A 20193-nucleotide genomic window follows, 5' to 3' on the forward strand; every position below is an offset into this window, starting at 1 on the left:
GGCTCCGAGCGAAGGTGAACGCGCCGACCTTACCGGCTTTGCCCCGCCCGGGAAAGCGGCGACATGGCGTGTAACAACGTTTCTTGAGGCGAAGGCGCCTATTGAAAGGGCCGCGGGGGATAGAGCTCACCTATGAGCTGGATTGTTAAACCGTATTTCCTTAATCTTCGCTCCCTCGATACGCTGCACCCATTCTTTTCCAGGACTGTCGAACCCAAGCCTTCCCCAAGTGCGTCAACGGTCCTTTTTATTCACGCCGCTCACCCGGCGTTCCGGCCCGCAAGGTCCGGTCAACAGGAGCAGGTCATGTCTGAAGTGCGTCATTCGCGAGTGATTATTCTCGGTTCCGGCCCTGCCGGTTACAGCGCTGCGGTTTATGCGGCCCGTGCCAACCTCAAGCCACTGCTGATCACCGGCATGCAGGCCGGCGGTCAATTGACCACCACCACCGAAGTCGATAACTGGCCGGGCGATGTCCATGGCCTGACCGGCCCGGCCTTGATGGAGCGCATGAAGGAACACGCCGAGCGCTTCGAGACCGAGATCGTTTTCGACCACATCAATGCCGTGGACTTCGCCGCCAAGCCATACACCCTGACTGGCGACAGCGCGACCTACACCTGCGATGCCTTGATCATTGCCACCGGTGCCAGCGCTCGTTACCTGGGCCTGCCGTCGGAAGAAACCTTCATGGGCAAAGGCGTTTCCGCCTGCGCCACTTGCGACGGTTTCTTCTACCGCAACAAGCCTGTGGCGGTGGTCGGTGGCGGCAACACCGCGGTCGAGGAAGCGCTGTACCTGGCCAACATCGCCAGCACGGTCACTCTGATCCACCGTCGCGAAACCTTCCGCGCCGAGAAGATCCTGATCGACAAGCTCAACGCCCGCGTCGCCGAAGGCAAGATCATCCTCAAGCTCAACGCGACCCTGGACGAAGTGCTGGGTGACAACATGGGCGTGACCGGTGCCCGCCTGAAGAACAACGACGGCAGCTTCGACGAGATCAAGGTTGACGGTGTCTTCATCGCCATCGGCCATACCCCGAACACCTCGCTGTTCGAAGGCCAGCTGGAACTCAAGGACGGTTACCTGGTGGTCAAGGGCGGCCGCGACGGCAATGCCACCGCCACCAGCGTCGAAGGTATCTTCGCGGCCGGCGACGTGGCCGACCACGTCTACCGCCAGGCGATCACCTCGGCCGGTGCCGGTTGCATGGCAGCCCTGGACACCGAGCGCTACCTGGATGGCCTGCAGAACGCTTCGTTCTGATCCATCAGGCATTAAAAAACCGGCTTCGGCCGGTTTTTTAATGGGGGGATGTTTATCAGTGGTCTCCTGTGGGAGCTGAGCTTGCTCGCGATCGCGGTGGGTCATGTGCAGTCATTTTTGAATGTGCCGCCGTCATCGCGAGCAAGCTCGGCTCCCACAGGGTGAGTGGGGATGTCTAGACCAGCTTCGCCAGGCACGCCTCCAGAATATCCAAGCCTTCCTCCAACACGTTCGGCTCGGTCGTCAATGGCGCCAGCAGCCGCACGATGTGTCGCGACTTGCCACTGGGCATCAGCAACAAGCCCGATTCCCGCGCCAGGGCCAGCAGTTGCGTCAGTTGTGCCGAGGCCGGGGTGCCGTCGGCGTGGGTCAGCTCGATGCCGCGCATCGCGCCGACGCCGGTCAGGCGGCCCAGGTAGGGCGTCAGCCCACGGTTGCGCCAGGATTGGTAGCGGCTGATGATTGCCTCCTCCTGTTGCGAGCCCCAGGCATGCAGCTTGGCGTCGGTCATTTCATCCAGGGTCGCCAGGGCGGCGGCGCAGGCGATGGGGTTGCCCGAGTAGGTGCCGCCCAGGCCGCCCTTGGGCAGGTTGTCCAGCAGCGCCTTGCGTCCCACCACCGCGCCCAAGGGCACGCCGCCGGCAATGCTTTTACCGAGCAGGACCAAGTCAGGCTCGATGCCGAGCCGTGAGAAGGCAAAGCGCTGGCCGGTGCGGCCGAAGCCGGACTGGATCTCATCGACGATCAGTACAATGCCCTTGTCGTCGCAGAGCTGCCGCAGGGCCTGGGCGAAGGGCACATCCATCGCCAGGAAGCCGGCTTCGCCCTGCACCGGTTCGACAATGAAACAGGCCACGTCATTCACGTCGATTTCGACGCTGAACAGCCGCTCCATGGCCCTCAAGGCTTCTTCGCGAGTGACGCCGTTGTCCTTGCTGGGGTACGGCAGGTGATACACCGGCCCGGGCAATACGCCGACTTTCTGCTTGTAAGGCGCGACCTTGCCGTTGAGGTTGAGGGTCGCCAGGGTGCGGCCGTGAAAGGCGCCATCAAACGCAATCACGGCGGTACGGCCCGTGGCGCCGCGTACGATCTTCAAGGCGTTCTCTGCTGCCTCGGCGCCGCTGTTGGTGAGCATACCGCTGACTGGATAATCCACCGGGACAAACGCCGCCAGCCGTTCCATCAATTCAATGTACGGCGTATGGGGGGCGGCATTGAATGCGTAATGGGTCAACCGGGTGGCCTGTTCACGGATCGCCTCGACGATGCGCGGATGGCAATGGCCGAGGTTCAACACACCGATGCCGCCGACGAAATCGATGTAGCGTTTACCGTCGGTGTCCCAGACCTCGGCATTCTTGCCGTGGCTGAGGCTGACGGGATGCACGATGGAGATCGATTGGCTGATGGTTTCGCTGCTCATGGAAGACGGCCCGGACGATGGAGAAATGTCCGTTATCTAAGCCGCGAGCAGAGGGGCCCGGCAAACGAAATAAAGTTGCCGGGTCAATCTTAAAAGTCGGGATGTGGTGAGGCGCCGCTCACTTGGACTGAGCCTGTGGCGAGGGAGCTTGCTCCCGCTGGGGCGCGAAGCGGCCCCCAAACCTGGCAACGCGGTGTGTCAGGCAAATTGAGTTTGACTGTTTGGGGCTGCTGCGCAGCTCAGCGGGAGCAAGCTCCCTCGCCACAACAGCGGGCCTCGTCGTAATGGAAGGGGCGATCAGCGCCGTTGCAGCGGCGGCGCCTCGAACTTCACCCCGGCCAACCCATGCACCATCAGCGCACGGATATTGCCGTGATCACTGCCTTCGGGCGTGGCCAGCACCGAACGGTAGTGTTCGCCAAACGCCAGAAGCGCTTCTTCATCGCTCAAGCCCTCAAGCAGCGCCAGGCCCAGCGTCTTGCAGGATCCTTCGTTCTGCCCGGCGGCGTTTTGCACGCCACCGTTGTTGAAGGCCTGGGGCTGGTAGTCGTAACCGGCGGCGATAAAGGCCAGGGTGTCGGCGAAGGCATGTTCGCCGCTTTTGAGACGGGTACGCAGGGTATTGAGATCAGGCATCGGGTTTTCCTTTGGCGAACGCCGCTTGTTGTTCGGCGCTGGCTTCTTTCTGGTATTGGGCTTTCCACTCGGCGTACGGCATGCCGTAGACCACTTCGCGGGCGTCATCGAGGCTGACCTCGATCTGGCGTTCATCGGCGGCGGCCTTGTACCACTTGGACAGGCAGTTGCGGCAGAAGCCGGCGAGGTTCATCAGATCGATGTTCTGCACATCCTTGCGGCTGTCCAGGTGGGCAACCAGCCGACGGAAAGCGGCGGCTTCGAGTTCGAGGCGTTGTTGGTCGTTCATGGGGATCTCTGCGAGGCAGCTTCAAGGGGCGAGCTTCAAGCTGCAAGTTTGGATTTGCGGTGGTCAGGCTTGAAGCTTACCGCTTGAGGCTTGCAGCTGCTACGAAGTCGCCCGACTTGCTGCGAGCGTAATCGACACTGATTCTGCGAATCGCAAGGCGTGGGGTTTGTCGACTTCGACTTCGGCGTATTGCACCGACTCGTTAGTCATGACCAGGTCGAGCAATTCCTGGGTCAGGCGTTCGAGCAGGGCGAAGCGGTTGCCCTCCACGTGGGCGATGATCGCCTTGGTGATGGTGCGGTAGTTCAGCGCGTGGTCGATGTCGTTGTCGCGTACTGCTTCCTGGGCGGCGTAGAGGATGGTCAGGTTGATCAACACATCCTGCTTGTTGAGGATTTCATCTTCGTTGATGCCGATGAAGGTGCGCAGGCGCAGGTCCTTGACCTTGATGCGTGCCATGGCTGGCTGAAGTTGTGGCATTTACTTGCTCCGTCGAATCAATTGCAGGAACTCCTGGCGCGTGGTGCTGGAGTCGCGAAAGGCGCCGAGCATCACCGAGGTGTTCATGGTCGAGTTCTGTTTTTCGATACCGCGCATCATCATGCACATGTGCTGGGCCTCGATCACCACCGCCACGCCGGCGGCCTGGGTGACCTGCTGCACCGCGTCGGCGATTTGCCGGGTCAGGTTCTCCTGGATTTGCAGGCGGCGGGCGAACATGTCCACCAATCGGGCGATCTTCGACAGCCCCAGGACCTTGCCCGTAGGAATATAAGCCACATGGGCCTTGCCGATGAAGGGCAACAGGTGATGTTCGCAGAGTGAATAGAGTTCGATGTCGGCGACGATCACCATTTCATCGCTGTCAGAGGCGAACAGCGCGCCGTTGACGATCTGCTCGACGCTTTGTTCATAACCATGGCAGAGGTACTGCATGGCCTTGGCGGCACGGACCGGGGTATCGAGCAGACCCTCGCGTTCGGGGTTTTCCCCCAGGCCGATGAGGATCTCGCGGTAGTTCTGGGGCAGGGATAGCGTCATGGTGCATCCTCGAAACAAGGCTATTTGACGTGCCGCCCGCCGTTGACGGTCAGGGTCGTGCCGGTGACATAAGGGTTGTCCAGCAGATAACGCAGGCTCTGGTAGATCACTTCGCTGCCGGGTTCGATGCCCAGCGCGGACTTGGCCAGGGCCTTGGCGCGGTAAGCCGCGTCGTCTTCGGGGTTGAACAGTAGCAGGGCCGGGGCGATGCCGTTGACCTTGATCGCGGGGGCGAACTTGGCCGCGAACGACAGGGTCAAGCTTTCCAGGCCGGCCTTGGTGGCGCAATAGGCGATATGCCGGGCGCTGCCCTTGCGGGTCACATCATCGCTGATGTGCACGATATCCGCCGGGGTTGAATGCCGCAGTAGCTCGGCACCGTGCAGGTTGATCAGGTAAGGCGCCAGCATGTGCACGCCGAACATGGCGTTGAATGCCGCGGCTTCGCAGCCCGGGCCCTCGGCCAGCCAGGCCGAGGCGTTGTGCACGATGGCCCGCAGCCGGTCGGTGTGCTGCTTGAGTTGCTCGATAAAGGCCAGGATCCCCGCTTCGCTGGAGAAGTCGGCAAACAGCATGACCGCGCCCAGGTCCCGCAACGTTTGCACGCCTGGACGTTCGGTCCGGTAGGTCGCGATCACCGGTTGCCCGTCTTCCAGCAGTCGCCGGGCACAATGCAGGCCGACGCGCTGGGCTGCGCCAGTGATCAGGATCGGAGCGGTGGCGCTGGACATAGGACGGCTCGGTTCACGGCTAGAGCAAAACTATAACAGCGACGCGGGGCGCCTCCTATGTACAAAGTTGAATCCAGAGTTCCCCTGTGGGAGCGAGCTTGCTCGCGATAGCGCACTGATAGGCAATACCTGGTGTGGATGTACCGGCTTCATCGCGAGCAAGCTCGCTCCCACAGGTTTTTTGTCGCCCATGAAGCCGGGGCTCCCACGGGGATCAATGTTGAAGCTGGCGACATCAATGATTCTGCGTAGCCGGCAACGTCCGCTGTGGCGCGCCGTTGAGCCAGTTCGCCAGCAGATGGGTCGACATCGGAATAAACAGGTAGACCATCAGTGGCGTCAGGATCAGCGTACTGATAAACACGCGGCTCAACAGGCCCAGTTCGCCCAGTAGCGGCCCCAACAGGAAATTGAACAACAGCGAGACGGGAAAAAACGCCAGCCAGATGGCCACGGCCTGTTTCCAGCGTGGCGGACGCTGACCGGCCGCGCCGAACCAGCCATCGATGCCGCGCACGCGGTGTTCGGAGGGATGGGCAAACAGATCGCTGCCCCGTCCCAGCCAGGCCGTGCGGGAGGCAGAGTGTTCCCAGGCGTGCAGCGTCTGCTCGTCGGCAAAACGGAAGATAATCTGGAATTCATCGTCCTGGGGCGGTGGCGCGAGCACGCCTGAGCCCAGGTAGCCGGGAAAATCGGTTGCCAATTGTTCGCCTTCGCGCAACCAGGCGATCAGATCCTGATAGCGTCCATGGGCGACGCGGCGGGCAACCATCAGGGTGACGGGTGAGGTAGACATTATGCATCTCCGTAAGACAGGCGCGGCACTCCGGGTAGGAGGTTCGCGGGGGACGCCCCCGGGGTGGTGGGCAGCGTCTGGTCGCCAAAAAACAGGCAAGGATTATTCCTGATTGTGCGTAAAACAACAAAAACGCACATCGAGTACGTTTGTCCTTGTCATGACATGTCCGGGGAGGGGTAAACTAGGATCCAATTTCCCAGCCGGAATTGTCTGCCAAAATGAGTGTAATCACAGAGGATGGCTTCGTTTTCCAGGCATCAGGCGCCTTCAGACGGGAAGACCTGTTTCCCATTCGCGAAGTCGCGCGCATGACCGGCGTTAACCCCGTGACCCTGCGTGCCTGGGAGCGGCGCTACGGTTTGATCCAACCTACCCGCACCGAAAGTGGGCATCGCCTTTACTCGTTGGGCGATATTGAAAAAGTGCGCAGCATCCTGGCTTGGATCGAGCGCGGGGTGGCCGTCAGCAAAGTGGGAAGGATCCTGGCGAAGACCGAGTCGGTGCAACCGGTCTCCACGCTGATTTCATCCGATCAGGTCAGGGCCGATCATGCCCACTGGCAACAACAGGTGGCGGACGCGGTTAGCAACTTTGACGATGTGGAGCTTGATCGTGTCTACGGGCAGGTCTTTTCCACCTATACCGTGCCGATCGTCTTCCAGGACATCCTGATGCCGCTTTGGCGACAACTATTGCAACGCCAGCAGACGTTTGGGAAAACCAGCGAATGGGTGTTTCTTGATGGTTTCCTGCGTTCGCGCATCATCCAGCGGCTCTTGTTCAAGCGCGAAGGTACGTCGCCGCGTGTCCTGGCCTGCGCGATTGCCGATCATTGCCATGAACTGGAGTTGCTGGTCACGGGGCTTTTCCTGTCCAAGGCGGAAGTGGGCGTCAGGCTGTTGTCGATCGGCCTGCCGTTCGAGGAACTGACCCTGGTGTGCCAGAAGATCCAGCCGGTGGCATTGGTGCTGGTTTCCAATCATGCGCCGGCTCCAGACTTGCCAAAGCGCCTGGGCAAATTGGCAATGAGCCTGGATTGTCCTTTGATGCTGGCCGGTGATGCATCCGATCTGGCACAGGAGAGCCTGGTTGGATCGCCGGTCGGTTGCCTGGGGAATGAGGGGACAGTGATGCGCCAGCGCCTGCGTCAATTTCTGGCAGGCAACCTGGATACCTGAATGGTGTGTCCTGTATCGCAAGTACTGTTCCTTTTTGACGGCGTCTGTTGCCGTCATGCTGCGTTGCCGCTCCTCGCCATAGCAGGCTATGACTCGTCGTGGCGTCTTGCCTGACGACACCAGTCACTCGTCAAAAAGAAACGTGTTTGCGAAACAGGATACTAGAGGTGCATGGTCGGATGGGTCAGGCGATGTTGCTGCAGGATGTACTGGCGCAGGCGCTCGGTCTCGTCCTGGTCATTCTGGCTCAGGTGGTAGGCAAACAGGCCGCGATCGGTTTCCCGTTCGAAGCTGCCTCGCAGCGAAATTCTCTCGTAGCCTGATGGGCTGAACCACAAGGCAAACTGCTTCGGCGGTTTGGTCCGACTGCGGTTTTCCAGCAGTACGCCCTTGCAGGATACTTCGTGGACCCACAGCGGTCCCGGCTGACCCTTGATGTTTTCCAGCGCCACCGGCTCTTCGAGCGCCAGGCGCCATGGGCGTATTTTCGGTCCGTCCTCGTAGATGCTTGGCACACCCAAGCGCAGGTGCATCGCATGGAATTCGTCTTCCACCAGATGCAGCGGAAAGGTCATTTGTTGGTTTTCGAAATTGGCTTGCAACGTAACCTGCTCATTTGCCGCCAGACGTGTCAGCAAGTCACGGATCTGCGACCCACCGTTTACCAGCAAGCTCGACGTGACATCCCGCTCGTTCAACTGCGGGTTGTGTTGCATGGTCCGGATGAAATCCAGTTCATCCTGCGTCAGGAGGGCATCGCGCTGCATGATCTGCTCGAAATGATAATTTACGTGTTCACTGGTGATTGTAGTGACTGACCATTAATTCGTGGTTTTGTTTGAACCGTCCGTCGCTTCGAGTCGGGCAATGGTCTGCCGCGCTTCGGCCAGTTCCTTTTCCAGCTGGGCGACGCGTTGTTGAGCCTTGACCTGGGTCGTGACGTCTTTTTGCACACCCACGAAATAGGTATGCCCGTCAGCCTGGTTTTTTACCGTGGACAGTGACAACTCATTCCAGAACGGCGTGCCGTCCTTGCGGTAGTTGCGCAGCACCTCACGACAGGTACCGCCCTCTTTCAAGGCTTTGCGAATGGGCTCCAGCGAGGGCTGGTCCCGATCACCCGATTGCAGGAACCGGCAATCCTGATAGAGGATTTCGTCGCGGTGATAACCGGTCAATCGTTCGAAGGCCGGGTTCACGTAGATCAGGATATTGTCTTCACCTTCTTTTTCGGCGATGACAATCCCATCGTTCGAAGCATTGATGACCAGTTGCATCAGTTGAGCGTTGATCATGGGGAGAACCCTTTGAACATCCTTGTAGAAGCAGCATTCTAAAAGAAATCGATAGGCTGTCCACTGGCCATTAGGGCCGTTGAGAGCCATTCGCAGCCTGACAGGTGCAACTGTTACTATCCTGGCTCTTTTTTCAGGTTCAGGATCAGATCGATGAAAGTCGCCATTCTTTCCGGCTCAGTGTATGGCACCGCCGAAGAAGTCGCCCGGCACGCCGCCAAACTGCTTCGCGAGGCAGGCTTTGAATCCTGGCACGACCCTCGTGCGACCCTGGCGGATGTGCAGGCATTCGCACCGCAGGCCGTGCTGGCAGTGACTTCCACGACCGGCATGGGTGAGTTGCCGGACAATTTGATGCCGTTGTATTCGGTCATCCGCGACCAGTTGCCCGGGTTCTTTCGCGGTTTGCCTGGCGCGGTGATCGGCCTGGGCGACGCCAGCTACGGGGATACCTTCTGCGCCGGTGGCGAGCAGATGTGCGAGCTGTTCGTCGAATTGGGCGTACGTGAGGTGCTGCCGATGCTGCGTCTGGATGCCAGCGAGAGCGTCACGCCGGAAACCGACGCCGAGCCATGGCTTGCTGAGTTGATTGACACGTTGCGCCCTTGAAGCGGATGCGCTGACTCGTTCGGCCAGTAAGCTGGCTGCGAACGCAACTACCGCCTCTGAAAGAGCTGACTAGACTGATTTTCTTGCGTACGACGTTTCGATCGAAACATATAACAAGAAACCAGAGGTCAGAGCCGTGAGCGTAGCGCCCGTCCAAACGACACTCAGCATCAAAGATCAGGTCAGTGCGGCCGAATGGCAAACCCGGGTGGACCTTGCCGCCTGTTATCGGCTTGTTGCGCTGCACGGTTGGGATGACCTGATCTTCACCCATATTTCCGCAAAGGTTCCCGGTACCGAGGATTTCCTGATCAACCCGTTCGGGATGATGTTCCATGAAATCACTGCCTCGAGCCTGGTCAAGGTCGATCAGGCCGGCAACAAGTTGATGGACAGCCCCTACGAGATCAACCCGGCCGGCTACACCATCCACAGCGCGGTGCATGAGGTACGCCATGATGTGGCCTGTGTGCTGCACACCCACACCGCTGCTGGCGTGGCGGTATCGGCCCAGAAACAGGGGGTGCTGCCGATCAGCCAGCAATCGCTGTTCGTGCTGTCGAGCCTGGCCTATCACGCCTATGAAGGGGTGGCCTTGAATCACGAAGAAAAGGCTCGCCTGCAGGCGGACCTGGGCGAGAGCAACTTCCTGATGCTGCACAACCATGGCTTGCTGACCTGCGGCGGTACCATCGCCGATACCTTCCTGATGATGTTCACCTTTCAGCGGGCCTGTGACATCCAGGTCCTGGCGCAGAGCGGCGGGGCCGAGCTGATTGCCATCGAGCCGCAGATCCTGGCTGGCGCCCGGGCGATGATCGCCGGGGTGACCAAAAGCGCCCAGGGCATGGGCGGCGCGTTGGCCTGGCCGGCGTTGTTACGCAAGCTCGATCAGCAAGACGCCGGGTATCGAAGCTGATGCCCCTGGCCCAGATTCCCCTGCGTATCTGGCGCCAGCGCAGCCAGATCTTCATGTTCCGAGGTCATGCCATCCGTTACTGGGTGGCCGGGCAGGGCGAGCCGTTGCTGCTGATCCACGGGTTCCCCACAGCCAGTTGGGATTGGCACTACCTGTGGCAACCGTTGGCGCAACGTTACCGGGTGATCGCGTGTGACATGCTCGGTTTCGGCGACTCCGCCAAACCGACGGATCACGTCTACAGCCTGCTGGAGCAAGCCGATCTGCAACAGGCCCTGCTCGCGCACCTGAATGTGAGGGGCGCGCTGCATGTGTTGGCCCACGATTACGGTGATAGCGTGGCCCAGGAACTGCTGGCGCGGCATTACGAAGCGCGCATCCATCTCGCCAGTTGCGTCTTTCTCAATGGCGGCCTGTTCCCGGAAACTCACCGCCCAGTCTGGGCCCAGAAACTTTTGCTCAGCCCCCTGGGGTGGCTGCTGGGGCGGGCGTTCTCCCGGGAAAGCCTGGTCAGCAGCTTTCGGCAGATTTTCGGCCCCCGGACCACCCCCACTGAAAGCGAGCTGGATGATTTCTGGAGTCTGGTAGAAGCCCATCGTGGTCCGCGGATCATGCACAAGCTCATTGCCTATATTCCCGAACGCCGTGTGCAGCGGGATCGCTGGGTGCAGGCGATGCAGCGCGGCGACGTGCCGTTGCGGGTGATTGACGGCGCGGTCGACCCGATTTCCGGAGAACACATGGTGGCGCGCTACGAGGCCCTGATCCCGAGCCCGGACACAGTGTTGTTGCCCGACATTGGTCATTACCCGCACACCGAGGCGCCGGTGCAGGTGCTCAAGCATTACCTGGCGTTTCGCGAAGCCATCGCCGCGCCGCACAGACAAATGGCCTGTTCATGACGATACCTTGTGGGAGCGAGCTTGCTCGCGAACGCGTCAGCACATCCAGCATCTATTCTGATTGAAAGACCGCTATCGCGAGCCTGCTTGCGATAGCGGTGCCTCTGCCAGCAGGAAAATCGAATAGGCCGCTGTGGCTTGGGCCCGCATCATCCCCTCACCTTATCGCCCACCATTCACTTGCAACCGTGTTGATTGTGACCGGTCGACTTGTGCCGGACACTCGTGCCCATTGTCCTGTCCGCCTGCTGGAGTTCTGCCATGAGTGAGTCTGTGCGCTTCGAAGATAAAGTCGTGATCGTCACGGGAGCTGGCGGGGGCCTGGGCCGCGCCCATGCGCTGCTGTTCGCCAAACAAGGCGCAAAAGTGCTGGTCAACGACCTTGGCGGCTCGGCTCAAGGGGAAGGGGCCAATGCCTCGGCAGCAGACCGGGTGGTCGCCGAAATCCGCGAGGCGGGCGGCATCGCCGAGGCCAACCACGACTCGGTGACCGATGGCGACAAGCTGGTACAAAATGCCCTCGACGCGTTCGGCCGGGTTGATGTGGTGGTCAACAACGCCGGGATCCTGCGGGACAAGACCTTTCACAAAATGGACGACGCCGATTGGGACCTGGTCTACCGCGTCCATGTCGAAGGCGCCTACAAAGTCACCCGCGCCGCATGGCCGCACCTGCGTGAACAGAATTATGGACGGGTGATCTTCACCGCGTCCACGTCCGGCATCTACGGCAACTTCGGCCAATCCAACTACGGCATGGCCAAGCTTGGCCTGTATGGCCTGACCCGCACCCTGGCCATCGAGGGGCGCAAGAACAATATCCTGGTCAACGCCATCGCCCCCACCGGCGGCACGCGCATGACCGAAGGCCTGATCCCGCCGCAGGTATTCGAGCAACTCAAACCTGAACTCGTCAGCCCGCTGGTGGTGTACCTGGCCAGTGAAACCTGCCAGGAAACCTCCGGCCTGTTCGAAGTGGGCGGCGGCTGGATGGGCAAGGTGCGCTGGGAACGCAGCCTGGGGGCGGGCTTTGATCCGCGCAAAGGGTTTTCGCCCGAAGACGTCGCCGCCCATTGGCAGCAGATCTGCGACTTCGAGCATGCGGTGCACCCGAATGACAATCTGGAAGCCTTGAAAGAAATGATGGCGAACTTGCAACACCACGCCATTTAAGTCTCATTACCTGGGCCGGTTGTCGCCCGCTGCGGTAACCGTGCTCATGGAAAATATTTTTGCACCAGGGCCGCCAGGTTCGCGGCGGTCTCGATAGGGCACAGACCTATCCCGCACGGCTCAACATCCAGGCAAAGCGCTCAGCGGGCCATTCCTTGCGGTCTGATACCTGCCCGTCGCCGAGCTCGACCACCCGCAGCACACCGTCTGACCTGAGTACTACGTCGACCGAGAAAAAAGGACTGTCGATCAGCCGTGCGCATTCGGTCACCAACTCAGGAATCTCATCGGTGCCGCCATAGGTCTGACCATGGAATACAAAATAGCGACGCTCGGTTTCTTCAATGTAATCCTCTCGTCGCCTGACGCATATACCGCCTTCAATCTGCCCCCGGTATTGGCGCATCTCTTCAACAAGCGGTGCTATGCCTTCGGGAGTGTCCACTAGACTGCCACCACCGGTGTTAAGTGACTTTACGTAGTCCTTGATAAAGTAGCCTGGCCATTGCAGGTCTTCGAGCGCTTGAACGAAGTTTGCATCGCTGTCCAGCACCACCGTTTCGCTCGTATAGGCAGTCAACAACGGATACCACTGTGGCAGGTGATGACAGTGTCGGTATTGCGTGGCGTTGGTGACTTCAATGACGCCTTTTTCACGCAGTTGGTTAACCAAAGCAGCATAAGCGTCGGGTGTCAGCATCCACCCGCGGTACAAAATCGAGTCTCCGGGCGTGAGGGACGCAGAAGTCTTGAAAAGGCCCGCTTCGAAATCTTCAAAAGAGAACAGCACAGTCCTCAGTCCCGCAGTCATTACCGCTTCGTACTCTTCAGCGTACTGCTCGTCAGGACGTTTTTTATAAAATGGGTCGCTAGGATAGAGGAGGTGCATTGCTTCTTACCGATGAGGAGTGGATGGTCAAAATGCTGCTGGGTTCGGTACATCATGACGCCGGAGTCGAGAGACCCCTGCTGCCGATTATTCAGCAGCAAGGGGCGTTCAAATATCTGGAGCGTCAGGGTTGCTTGAAGCCTGGTTTACCGTTGGCTGCACGCCAGTTTTTTATCTCGTCGACTATCGCCTCAGAGCTTTCCTTGCCAGGCTCTGGATAAAATAGAAGATCTGATCCTGCGGGGTGCTCTGAGATACGCTTGAAATCCAAGACTGCGTTGTTATGTGCTTTTTCAGAAGGAAAATTTCCTTCTGAAATTTTTATTATGAAGGCGAGAAATTCTTTTTCAGTTATTTCGGTTATCGATTTCTTCATTGTTTGTGCTCTCTATGAATTTCAATATGTCTTTTAGGGGGGGCGAGAGTGATATTGTCAATGTCGTAAACTCCACCATTTAAAGAAATGTATTGTTTATGGTGAAGCTCATATTTGGTTCGTGCGCCAATCTGTTCAGTCTCCTTGGTATAGGCAGAACGACCTTTTTTCATTTCTACTAGATTACGTGAATTAAATTGTTGCGAAAGTATAGGATCGCCAGCGACGGCTTTCCAAAAAGCCTCCCGAAACTTCCTGAAACGCCTAAACTCCTTTCCCCTCAACTGATCCGCAATCTGCGACGGAATGGGTGCCCCTTCACCTTTCGATGCTGCATCCGTCCACACGCCTGAAACCGGAGCCCCCATTCCCAGCGCAACCCCAGGGTCTTCCCGTCGATCCCTGAACATGACGTACAGAGGCGGCAGGCCTGAGTCGATTGGGAAAACGAAAACATAATCATCGAAGCTGTTTGCGGTTATTTCGGGAAACGGATCGATCCTTCCCTCTATGGGCGTTACCGATGCGCCTGTATAAACAGGCGGGGCGGGCGGCTCGGCGGGAAGGGCCGTGGAGCTGTTTCCGGGTTGAACGACCGGCGTCCACGTCAAGGTTCTGGGTGGGGTTTGTTCAGTTGTAGCGATGTAGAGGTTCTGTTGTGCGTTATAGGTAACCGGCACCACTCTGGTTTTTGACGGGTGGGTTACACCGTCGGTGTTGATCACGAGGATTTCGGATTGACCATCCACGGTTGCTTGAGAAGTGAGGCGTACCGGCAAGTCAACGAATCCGTCGGCCGCCGCGATTGCATGCAAGTCGTGGTGATGTGTCGGTGCGAGCTCCGAGAGTGGCGTGCTGAACGCATATCGCTCGGGTAATTCACCGTTTGCCAGCTTGGGTGAATAGAGCAGCGCCGCAAAACCCGCCAAGGTCGGCGCTGCCACTGCGGTAAGCGATTCGACAGCCATGGCGACTGCGGCTCGTAGCGCGGCCTGGATGGCCAAGGTCGCTTCCGAACTTATGGCCAGGCTACTGCCGACAAGCGTGAACACCGGACCGGCTGCGGCCGCCGCGCCCGGTATAGGATAGGCGCGGCCCGCCAGGACTTGTTCCAGTGCTTGTGCCTGGGCTACGCCTAGGATCTCGGCTTCGGCTGCCTTGCGTGCCTCTTCCGTGGAAGCCCATTCAGAAGAGTTGTTAAAGACGGTATAGATGGGCGGAATACCCGACTCAACCGGGAACACCGTGACGAACCCACTACCAAAATCGTAATCCTCCAGCTCTGGATCCTTATCGACCCCTCTGGTTATGGCCCAGGGGGTTCCGCCCTCATAGAGGTCGATCTTCGGCACGATCGATGGCAGTGTCGTGGATGCATCCGTCTCTTTTACGATAGGCGTCCAGGTCATCAAGGTGGATGAGCCATCTGGACTGTAGGATTTGTAGACGTTGCTGTGAGGGTCGAGTGTTGCAAGCCTGACCGGCACGCTGGAGGGCACCGATGTTCCGTCGGCACTCGCGACGACGAACATCATCTCGTCGTCGGTGGTCATGGAACCCAGCACCACCGGGAGATTGACCTCTCCCTTCGATGTTGCGACTGCCAGCAAATCATCGGTGTTGGCTGGAGCTAGTTCTGACAGCGGAACACTCAGGGCGTAGCGTTCTTCGTTGCCCAGCTCCGACGGGTCAATCAGTGACGCAAACCATGCAACAGTGGGTAATGCCGTTGCGGTAACTGTTTTTAGGATCGCCGAAACCGCGGTGCGTAACTCATCCGTGATGCCCGAGGCGGTCACCCGGTTGGGGGCGAAGGTCCCACCTGCGATTGTAAATACTGGGCCGGCGGCTGCGGCGGAGCCCGATACTGGAAATGTACGGGTAGCCCGGGCTGGTTGACGTGCCTTTTTGACTTCTGCCTGACGCCTCGCTTCCTCCGCCTCCAGTTCTTCAGCAGCGGCCCACCTTTCGGCCTCCCATAAGGCCATGGCGGCATCGTGGGCTTGTTTAGCAGCTACTGTTGCGGCAATCCGTGCAATCCGTGCTTGTTCTTCAGCCGCGCGTTTAGCCTCGGCTTCGGCGGCCTTGCGCGCCTGTTCCTGAGCCACGCGTTTGGCTTCAGCTTGAGCCTTTGCCCGAGCCTCCGCGGCTGCTTTTGCGTTTGCCTGGGCAATGGCTTTGTTGTGTGCGGTTAAGCGAGCATCCAATAGCTTGATCTGCTCAGCCAGGAATTTTGCCTCGTACGCCGCAGCATAAGAAACATTCCACTTGGAAATTGCGTTGTAGTAAGCCCTTTCACCTCCACGACGGCCAATGAGCTCGAACCCCTTATAACGAGCGTCTTGAGTTTTGTGAGTCAGTGGATCATGACCATAATAAAGATTGGCTATCGCTATGTGTTCTTGATGATCTTTTCTCGCTTTGAACAGTTGTAGCTTGAGTGTTCGTAATTCAATTTCGGCCGCATCGGTTCCACGAGGGACCACCGCAGCAACGGCTGCTCTTGTTTTGGCGAGTTCGGCGTTGGTTATATGAGTGATATTCCTGACATTTTCTTTGAAGAGCTCTTCGGTAGAAGTGTTGCTTTCATCTAGCCAATCAAGAGCATAATCAACGGCATCGTATGCACGATCAGAGTGGTCTGGGCCTGACACGCGCCTTGCGTTAAACCCAAACCCGTCAGGTGACGAAGGCGTGCGAGGTATACCTCTATTTACAAGTAGATTTTTTTCTTGCTGCATATCGAGTTCCTTTCGAATCGAATCTGAATAGCCATGCCGTGATTCAATACGTGCAGTCGTTCATGGCTATTTGCGTAGTCACCCATCCTGGGCGACCAAGGAAACTATAAGTTCGTTCTCTTAAAACAGGCAGGTGAGCCTTTCCGACAACAACGTAGGAAACAAGAAGTTTTAACTCGGAAATAGGCGCACATAAAAAAGGCCGCTGCAAAAAGCAGCGGCCTAAGCGTGACGTTGCAAAGGAGCTACAAACCAACGTCGGTAAACACGGGATGATGGACCGATACGCCAATCCATCCGAAGACGGTGTGCCAGGCATGAGGGATGCCATGAGGCTTGTGCTTGCAGGCCCGTTGCCCTGAAAGCCCGGCCAGCATAGGCATCGAGCCCCGCGGGAAACAGCCCGGATTCAGACATGCACCGTTGCAGGGCGCGTAACAGTCGAAGGCCGGGCACGGGTATGCGCGGCGCTGATGACCCATCATCCAGTCCATCCATGCACGGCGCAAAGGCCTGCGCCGCATGGGCTGTAATCCTTTTTAGGTACAGCGCGAATACCTCCTTGGTGCGCTTATCGCCCCTGGCGTGCGGCAGTAGGGTGAAGCCTCTGTCACTCACCGGGGAAGACGCATGACAACAATAACAATGCGCGCCATCTTCAAGCCGCAGGCGCTGGCCGTCGCGGTGGCCTTGGGTTGCTGTGCCCAGGCGCAGGCCGTTTCATTCAACATTGGCGAGATCGAGGGTCAGTTCGATTCGTCGTTGTCCGTGGGCGCAAGCTGGGGCATGCGCGATGCCGACAACGACCTGGTTGGCACGGTCAACGGCGGTCGGGGCCAATCGTCCACCGGTGATGATGGGCGGCTGAATTTCAAGAAGGGCGAGACCTTTTCCAAAATCTTCAAAGGCCTGCACGACCTTGAACTCAAGTACGGCGATACCGGCGTGTTCGTGCGCGGCAAGTACTGGTATGACTTCGAGCTCAAGGATGAAGGTCGCGAGTTCAAGGACATCAGCGACAGCAATCGCAAGGAAGGCGCCAAGTCCTCGGGGGCGCAGATTCTCGATGCATTCGTCTATCACAACTATTCCATCGCCGATTTGCCGGGCACCGTGCGCGCCGGCAAGCAGGTGGTCAGTTGGGGGGAAAGTACCTTCATCGGCAACTCCATCAACAGCATCAACCCGGTGGACGTGTCCGCGTTCCGTCGCCCTGGTGCGGAGATCAAGGAAGGCCTGATCCCCGTGAACATGCTGTTCGCCTCCCAGGGCCTGACCGACAAGCTCACCATCGAAGGCTTCTATCAGTTGGAGTGGGACCAGACCGTGGTGGATAACTGCGGCACGTTCTTCGGCAACGATGTGGTGGCCGATGGTTGCACCAGTGGCTACACGGTGGGCAGTCCGGCGATTGCGCCGTTCGTGCCCTTGACCCGGGCATTCGGCCAGGAGATCCAGGTGTCCAGCGAAGGGGTGATCATTCCCCGTGGCGGCGACCGCGACGCCCGCGACTCCGGCCAGTGGGGTACGGCGTTGCGCTGGCTCGGCGATGATACCGAGTACGGCCTGTACTTCATGAATTATCACAGCCGTACGCCTACCGTCGGGACCACCACGGCGGGGCTGTCGACGCTGGCGGCGTTGCCGGGAATGGTCACGATCGCCAACGGCCTGGCCCCTGGCAGCGGTGCGGGTCTGGCGCAAAGCGTGATGCTGGGCCGTGGTGGGTACTACCTTGAATACCCGGAAGACATCCGCCTGTATGGCGCCAGTTTCTCCACGACGCTGCCCACCGGCACCGCCTGGACCGGGGAAGTCAGCTACCGTCCCAACGCACCGGTGCAGGTCAATACCAACGACCTGACCCTGGCCCTGCTCAACCCGATTGCCGGTGGCGCGGCATCGCCCATCGCGACCTCGGCCGGAGCGGATAACACCGGCTACCGGCGCAAGGAAGTGACCCAGGTCCAGAGCACCCTGACGCACTTCTTCGATCAGGTGCTGGGGGCTGATCGCCTGACGCTGGTTGGCGAAGCGGCGGTCGTGCATGTCGGTGGCCTGGAGTCCAAGGACAAGCTGCGTTATGGCCGTGACTCGGTCTACGGCCAATACGGCTTCCAGGGCGACACCGATGGTTTCGTCACCTCGACATCATGGGGCTATCGCGCCCGGGCGATCCTCGATTACTCCAACGTGATCGGCGGGGTGAACTTCAAGCCCAACATGTCCTGGTCCCACGACGTGGCCGGCTATGGCCCCAACGGTCTGTTCAACGAAGGCGCCAAGGCCATCAGCGTCGGTGTCGATGCCGACTATCGCAACACCTACACCGCCAGCCTGAGCTACACCGACTTTTTTGGCGGCGATTACAACGTTCTCGAAGACCGCGACTTCCTCGCGTTGAGCTTCGGCGTGAACTTCTGATCTGGCTGACAAGGAAAACCCAATGCGCAAGATGATCCTGCAATGCGGTGCCCTGGCCCTGAGCCTGCTGGCCGCGAACGTGATGGCGGCGGTCTCGCCGGATGAAGCGAATAAACTGGGTACCAGCCTTACGCCGTTGGGCGCGGAAAAAGCCGGCAATGCCGATGGCTCGATTCCGGCCTGGACCGGCGGCATTCCGAAAAACGCCGGTGCCGTGGACAGCAAGGGCTTTCTGGCCGACCCGTTCGCCAATGAAAAACCGCTGTTCACCATCACCGCCGCGACCGTGGACAAGTACAAGGACAAGCTGTCCGAAGGCCAGGTCGCGATGTTCAAGCGCTACCCGGAAACCTACAAGATCCCGGTCTATCCGACCCACCGCAGCGTGGGCCTGCCGCCGGAAATCTACGAGTCGGCCAAGCGCAGCGCCCTCAACGTGAACGCCATCAACGACGGCAATGGCCTGGCCAATTTCACCGGCAATCGCTACTACGCCTTCCCGATTCCCAAGAGCGGCGTGGAAGTGCTGTGGAACCACGTCACCCGTTATCACGGCGGCAACCTGCGCCGGGTCATCACCCAGGTGACGCCGCAGACCAATGGCAGCTTCACGCCGATCCGCTTCGAAGAAGAAATCGCCGTGCCGTTTCTGATCAAGGACGCCGATCCGGAAAAGGCCAGCAACGTGCTGACCTATTTCAAGCAGGAGGTCACTGCCCCGGCACGTCTGGCCGGTAACGTACTGCTGGTGCATGAAACCCTCGACCAAGTGAAGGAGCCACGCCTGGCCTGGATCTACAACGCCGGCCAGCGCCGGGTGCGTCGTGCCCCGCAAGTGGCTTACGACGGCCCGGGCACCGCCGCCGACGGGTTGCGCACCTCCGACAACTTCGACCTGTTTTCCGGTGCGCCGGATCGCTACGACTGGAAGCTGGTCGGCAAAAAGGAAATGTACATCCCGTACAACAGCTACAAGCTCGACTCGCCAAGCCTCAAGTACGACGATGTAATCAAGGCGGGTCATATCAATCAGGACCTGACTCGCTATGAATTGCACCGGGTCTGGGAAGTGGTCGGCACGGTCAAGCCCAGCGAGCGGCACATCTATGCCAAGCGCCACATGTACATCGACGAGGACAGCTGGCAGGCGGCGCTGGTGGATCACTACGACGGTCGCGGCCAGTTGTGGCGGGTGGCCGAAGGTCATGCCCAGTTCTACTACGACCATCAGAACCCGGGCTACACCCTGGAGGCGCTCTACGACATCATTGCCGGCCGCTACATCGCGCTGGGCATGAAGAACGAAGAGAAACACAGCTATGAGTACGGCTTCGAAGCCCGGGCCGCCGACTACACACCGGCAGCGCTGCGCTCGACCGGGGTTCGCTAACCCTTCGGACGGACACCGCATCTGTGGCGAGGGAGCTTGCTCCCGCTGGGGCGCGCAGCGGCCCTGAAACCAGACGGCTCGATGTATCAGGTGCATTGAGTGGACC

At 59.3% G+C, this 20193-nt stretch carries 20 protein-coding genes; 8 read left to right on the top strand and 12 right to left on the bottom strand.

Annotated elements, in window-relative coordinates; all coding sequences use genetic code 11:
- Positions 1 to 306 precede the first annotated feature (306 nt).
- Positions 307 to 1269, top strand: a complete 963-nt coding sequence (gene trxB, locus V7773_RS03330; RefSeq protein ID WP_030139882.1) for a thioredoxin-disulfide reductase — start codon at positions 307 to 309, stop codon at positions 1267 to 1269.
- A 175-nt stretch (positions 1270 to 1444) separates the two neighbouring features.
- Here the strand turns inward: trxB and V7773_RS03335 are convergent, their stop codons facing one another.
- From V7773_RS03335 to V7773_RS03365, 7 genes are all read right to left on the bottom strand, one after another.
- On the bottom strand, positions 1445 to 2695 hold the full coding sequence (locus tag V7773_RS03335) for a 2-aminoadipate transaminase (protein ID WP_336072355.1): 1251 nt from the start codon (positions 2693 to 2695) through the stop codon (positions 1445 to 1447).
- A 297-nt stretch (positions 2696 to 2992) separates the two neighbouring features.
- On the bottom strand, positions 2993 to 3331 hold the full coding sequence (locus V7773_RS03340) for a HopJ type III effector protein (protein ID WP_175456253.1): 339 nt from the start codon (positions 3329 to 3331) through the stop codon (positions 2993 to 2995).
- Positions 3324 to 3620: a DUF1244 domain-containing protein gene (locus V7773_RS03345; RefSeq protein WP_063324421.1), complete on the bottom strand. Its 297-nt coding sequence runs from the start codon at positions 3618 to 3620 to the stop codon at positions 3324 to 3326. The genes V7773_RS03340 and V7773_RS03345 overlap by 8 nt, the downstream gene beginning before the upstream one ends.
- Before the next feature lie 99 nt (positions 3621 to 3719).
- Entirely contained in the window at positions 3720 to 4100 is a 381-nt protein-coding gene (folX, locus tag V7773_RS03350) for a dihydroneopterin triphosphate 2'-epimerase (RefSeq protein WP_063324422.1), read from the bottom strand.
- Positions 4101 to 4661 carry a GTP cyclohydrolase I FolE gene (gene folE, locus V7773_RS03355; protein WP_336072356.1) on the bottom strand — a complete coding sequence of 187 codons (561 nt, stop codon included), beginning with the start codon at positions 4659 to 4661 and terminating at the stop codon, positions 4101 to 4103.
- A gap of 20 nt (positions 4662 to 4681) precedes the next feature.
- Positions 4682 to 5392, bottom strand: coding sequence for a dihydromonapterin reductase (gene folM, locus V7773_RS03360; RefSeq protein WP_336072357.1), 711 nt, complete (start codon positions 5390 to 5392; stop codon positions 4682 to 4684).
- 235 nt (positions 5393 to 5627) lie between these two features.
- The gene (locus V7773_RS03365) at positions 5628 to 6188 is read right to left on the bottom strand and encodes an antibiotic biosynthesis monooxygenase (RefSeq protein ID WP_336072358.1); all 561 of its coding nucleotides are present in this window, start codon (positions 6186 to 6188) and stop codon (positions 5628 to 5630) included.
- 221 nt (positions 6189 to 6409) lie between these two features.
- Here V7773_RS03365 and V7773_RS03370 point away from each other — a divergent pair, with 221 nt between their 5' ends.
- A complete protein-coding gene (locus V7773_RS03370; RefSeq protein ID WP_092223760.1) occupies positions 6410 to 7369 on the top strand; it encodes a MerR family transcriptional regulator in 960 nt (319 codons plus the stop codon).
- Between the two features lie 161 nt (positions 7370 to 7530).
- On the opposite strand, the gene V7773_RS03375 is transcribed toward V7773_RS03370, so the two are convergent.
- Entirely contained in the window at positions 7531 to 8136 is a 606-nt protein-coding gene (locus tag V7773_RS03375) for a hypothetical protein (RefSeq protein ID WP_092149373.1), read from the bottom strand.
- Positions 8137 to 8190: 54 nt separating this feature from the next.
- Entirely contained in the window at positions 8191 to 8664 is a 474-nt protein-coding gene (locus tag V7773_RS03380) for a PAS domain-containing protein (protein ID WP_063324428.1), read from the bottom strand.
- 153 nt (positions 8665 to 8817) lie between these two features.
- Between V7773_RS03380 and V7773_RS03385 the strand changes: the two genes are divergently transcribed.
- The 4 genes from V7773_RS03385 (at position 8818) to V7773_RS03400 (ending at position 12267) form a co-directional block, all read left to right on the top strand.
- Positions 8818 to 9273: a flavodoxin gene (locus tag V7773_RS03385; RefSeq protein ID WP_063324429.1), complete on the top strand. Its 456-nt coding sequence runs from the start codon at positions 8818 to 8820 to the stop codon at positions 9271 to 9273.
- A 136-nt stretch (positions 9274 to 9409) separates the two neighbouring features.
- Complete coding sequence (locus tag V7773_RS03390) at positions 9410 to 10192, top strand: class II aldolase/adducin family protein (RefSeq protein WP_063324430.1); 783 nt, start codon at positions 9410 to 9412, stop codon at positions 10190 to 10192.
- Positions 10192 to 11094, top strand: coding sequence for an alpha/beta fold hydrolase (locus V7773_RS03395; protein WP_063324431.1), 903 nt, complete (start codon positions 10192 to 10194; stop codon positions 11092 to 11094). The genes V7773_RS03390 and V7773_RS03395 overlap by 1 nt, the downstream gene beginning before the upstream one ends.
- Positions 11095 to 11355: 261 nt before the next feature.
- A complete protein-coding gene (locus tag V7773_RS03400; RefSeq protein WP_092149376.1) occupies positions 11356 to 12267 on the top strand; it encodes an SDR family oxidoreductase in 912 nt (303 codons plus the stop codon).
- Between the two features lie 106 nt (positions 12268 to 12373).
- Here the strand turns inward: V7773_RS03400 and V7773_RS03405 are convergent, their stop codons facing one another.
- The 3 genes from V7773_RS03405 to V7773_RS03415 form a co-directional block, all read right to left on the bottom strand.
- Positions 12374 to 13156, bottom strand: coding sequence for an ATP-grasp domain-containing protein (locus V7773_RS03405; protein WP_092223756.1), 783 nt, complete (start codon positions 13154 to 13156; stop codon positions 12374 to 12376).
- Positions 13157 to 13280: 124 nt separating this feature from the next.
- Complete coding sequence (locus tag V7773_RS03410) at positions 13281 to 13532, bottom strand: bacteriocin immunity protein (RefSeq protein ID WP_092149382.1); 252 nt, start codon at positions 13530 to 13532, stop codon at positions 13281 to 13283.
- The gene (locus V7773_RS03415) at positions 13529 to 16273 is read right to left on the bottom strand and encodes an S-type pyocin domain-containing protein (protein ID WP_336072360.1); all 2745 of its coding nucleotides are present in this window, start codon (positions 16271 to 16273) and stop codon (positions 13529 to 13531) included. The genes V7773_RS03410 and V7773_RS03415 overlap by 4 nt, the downstream gene beginning before the upstream one ends.
- A gap of 630 nt (positions 16274 to 16903) precedes the next feature.
- Here V7773_RS03415 and V7773_RS03420 point away from each other — a divergent pair.
- Together V7773_RS03420 and V7773_RS03425 are read left to right on the top strand one after the other, a co-directional pair.
- The gene (locus V7773_RS03420) at positions 16904 to 18697 is read left to right on the top strand and encodes a DUF1302 domain-containing protein (RefSeq protein WP_336072361.1); all 1794 of its coding nucleotides are present in this window, start codon (positions 16904 to 16906) and stop codon (positions 18695 to 18697) included.
- A gap of 22 nt (positions 18698 to 18719) precedes the next feature.
- Positions 18720 to 20087: a DUF1329 domain-containing protein gene (locus tag V7773_RS03425; protein ID WP_063324435.1), complete on the top strand. Its 1368-nt coding sequence runs from the start codon at positions 18720 to 18722 to the stop codon at positions 20085 to 20087.
- Positions 20088 to 20193: the final 106 nt, after the last annotated feature.

This window comes from Pseudomonas sp. 3JA (genome assembly GCF_036961705.1).
Lineage (GTDB): Bacteria > Pseudomonadota > Gammaproteobacteria > Pseudomonadales > Pseudomonadaceae > Aquipseudomonas > Aquipseudomonas fluorescens_Q.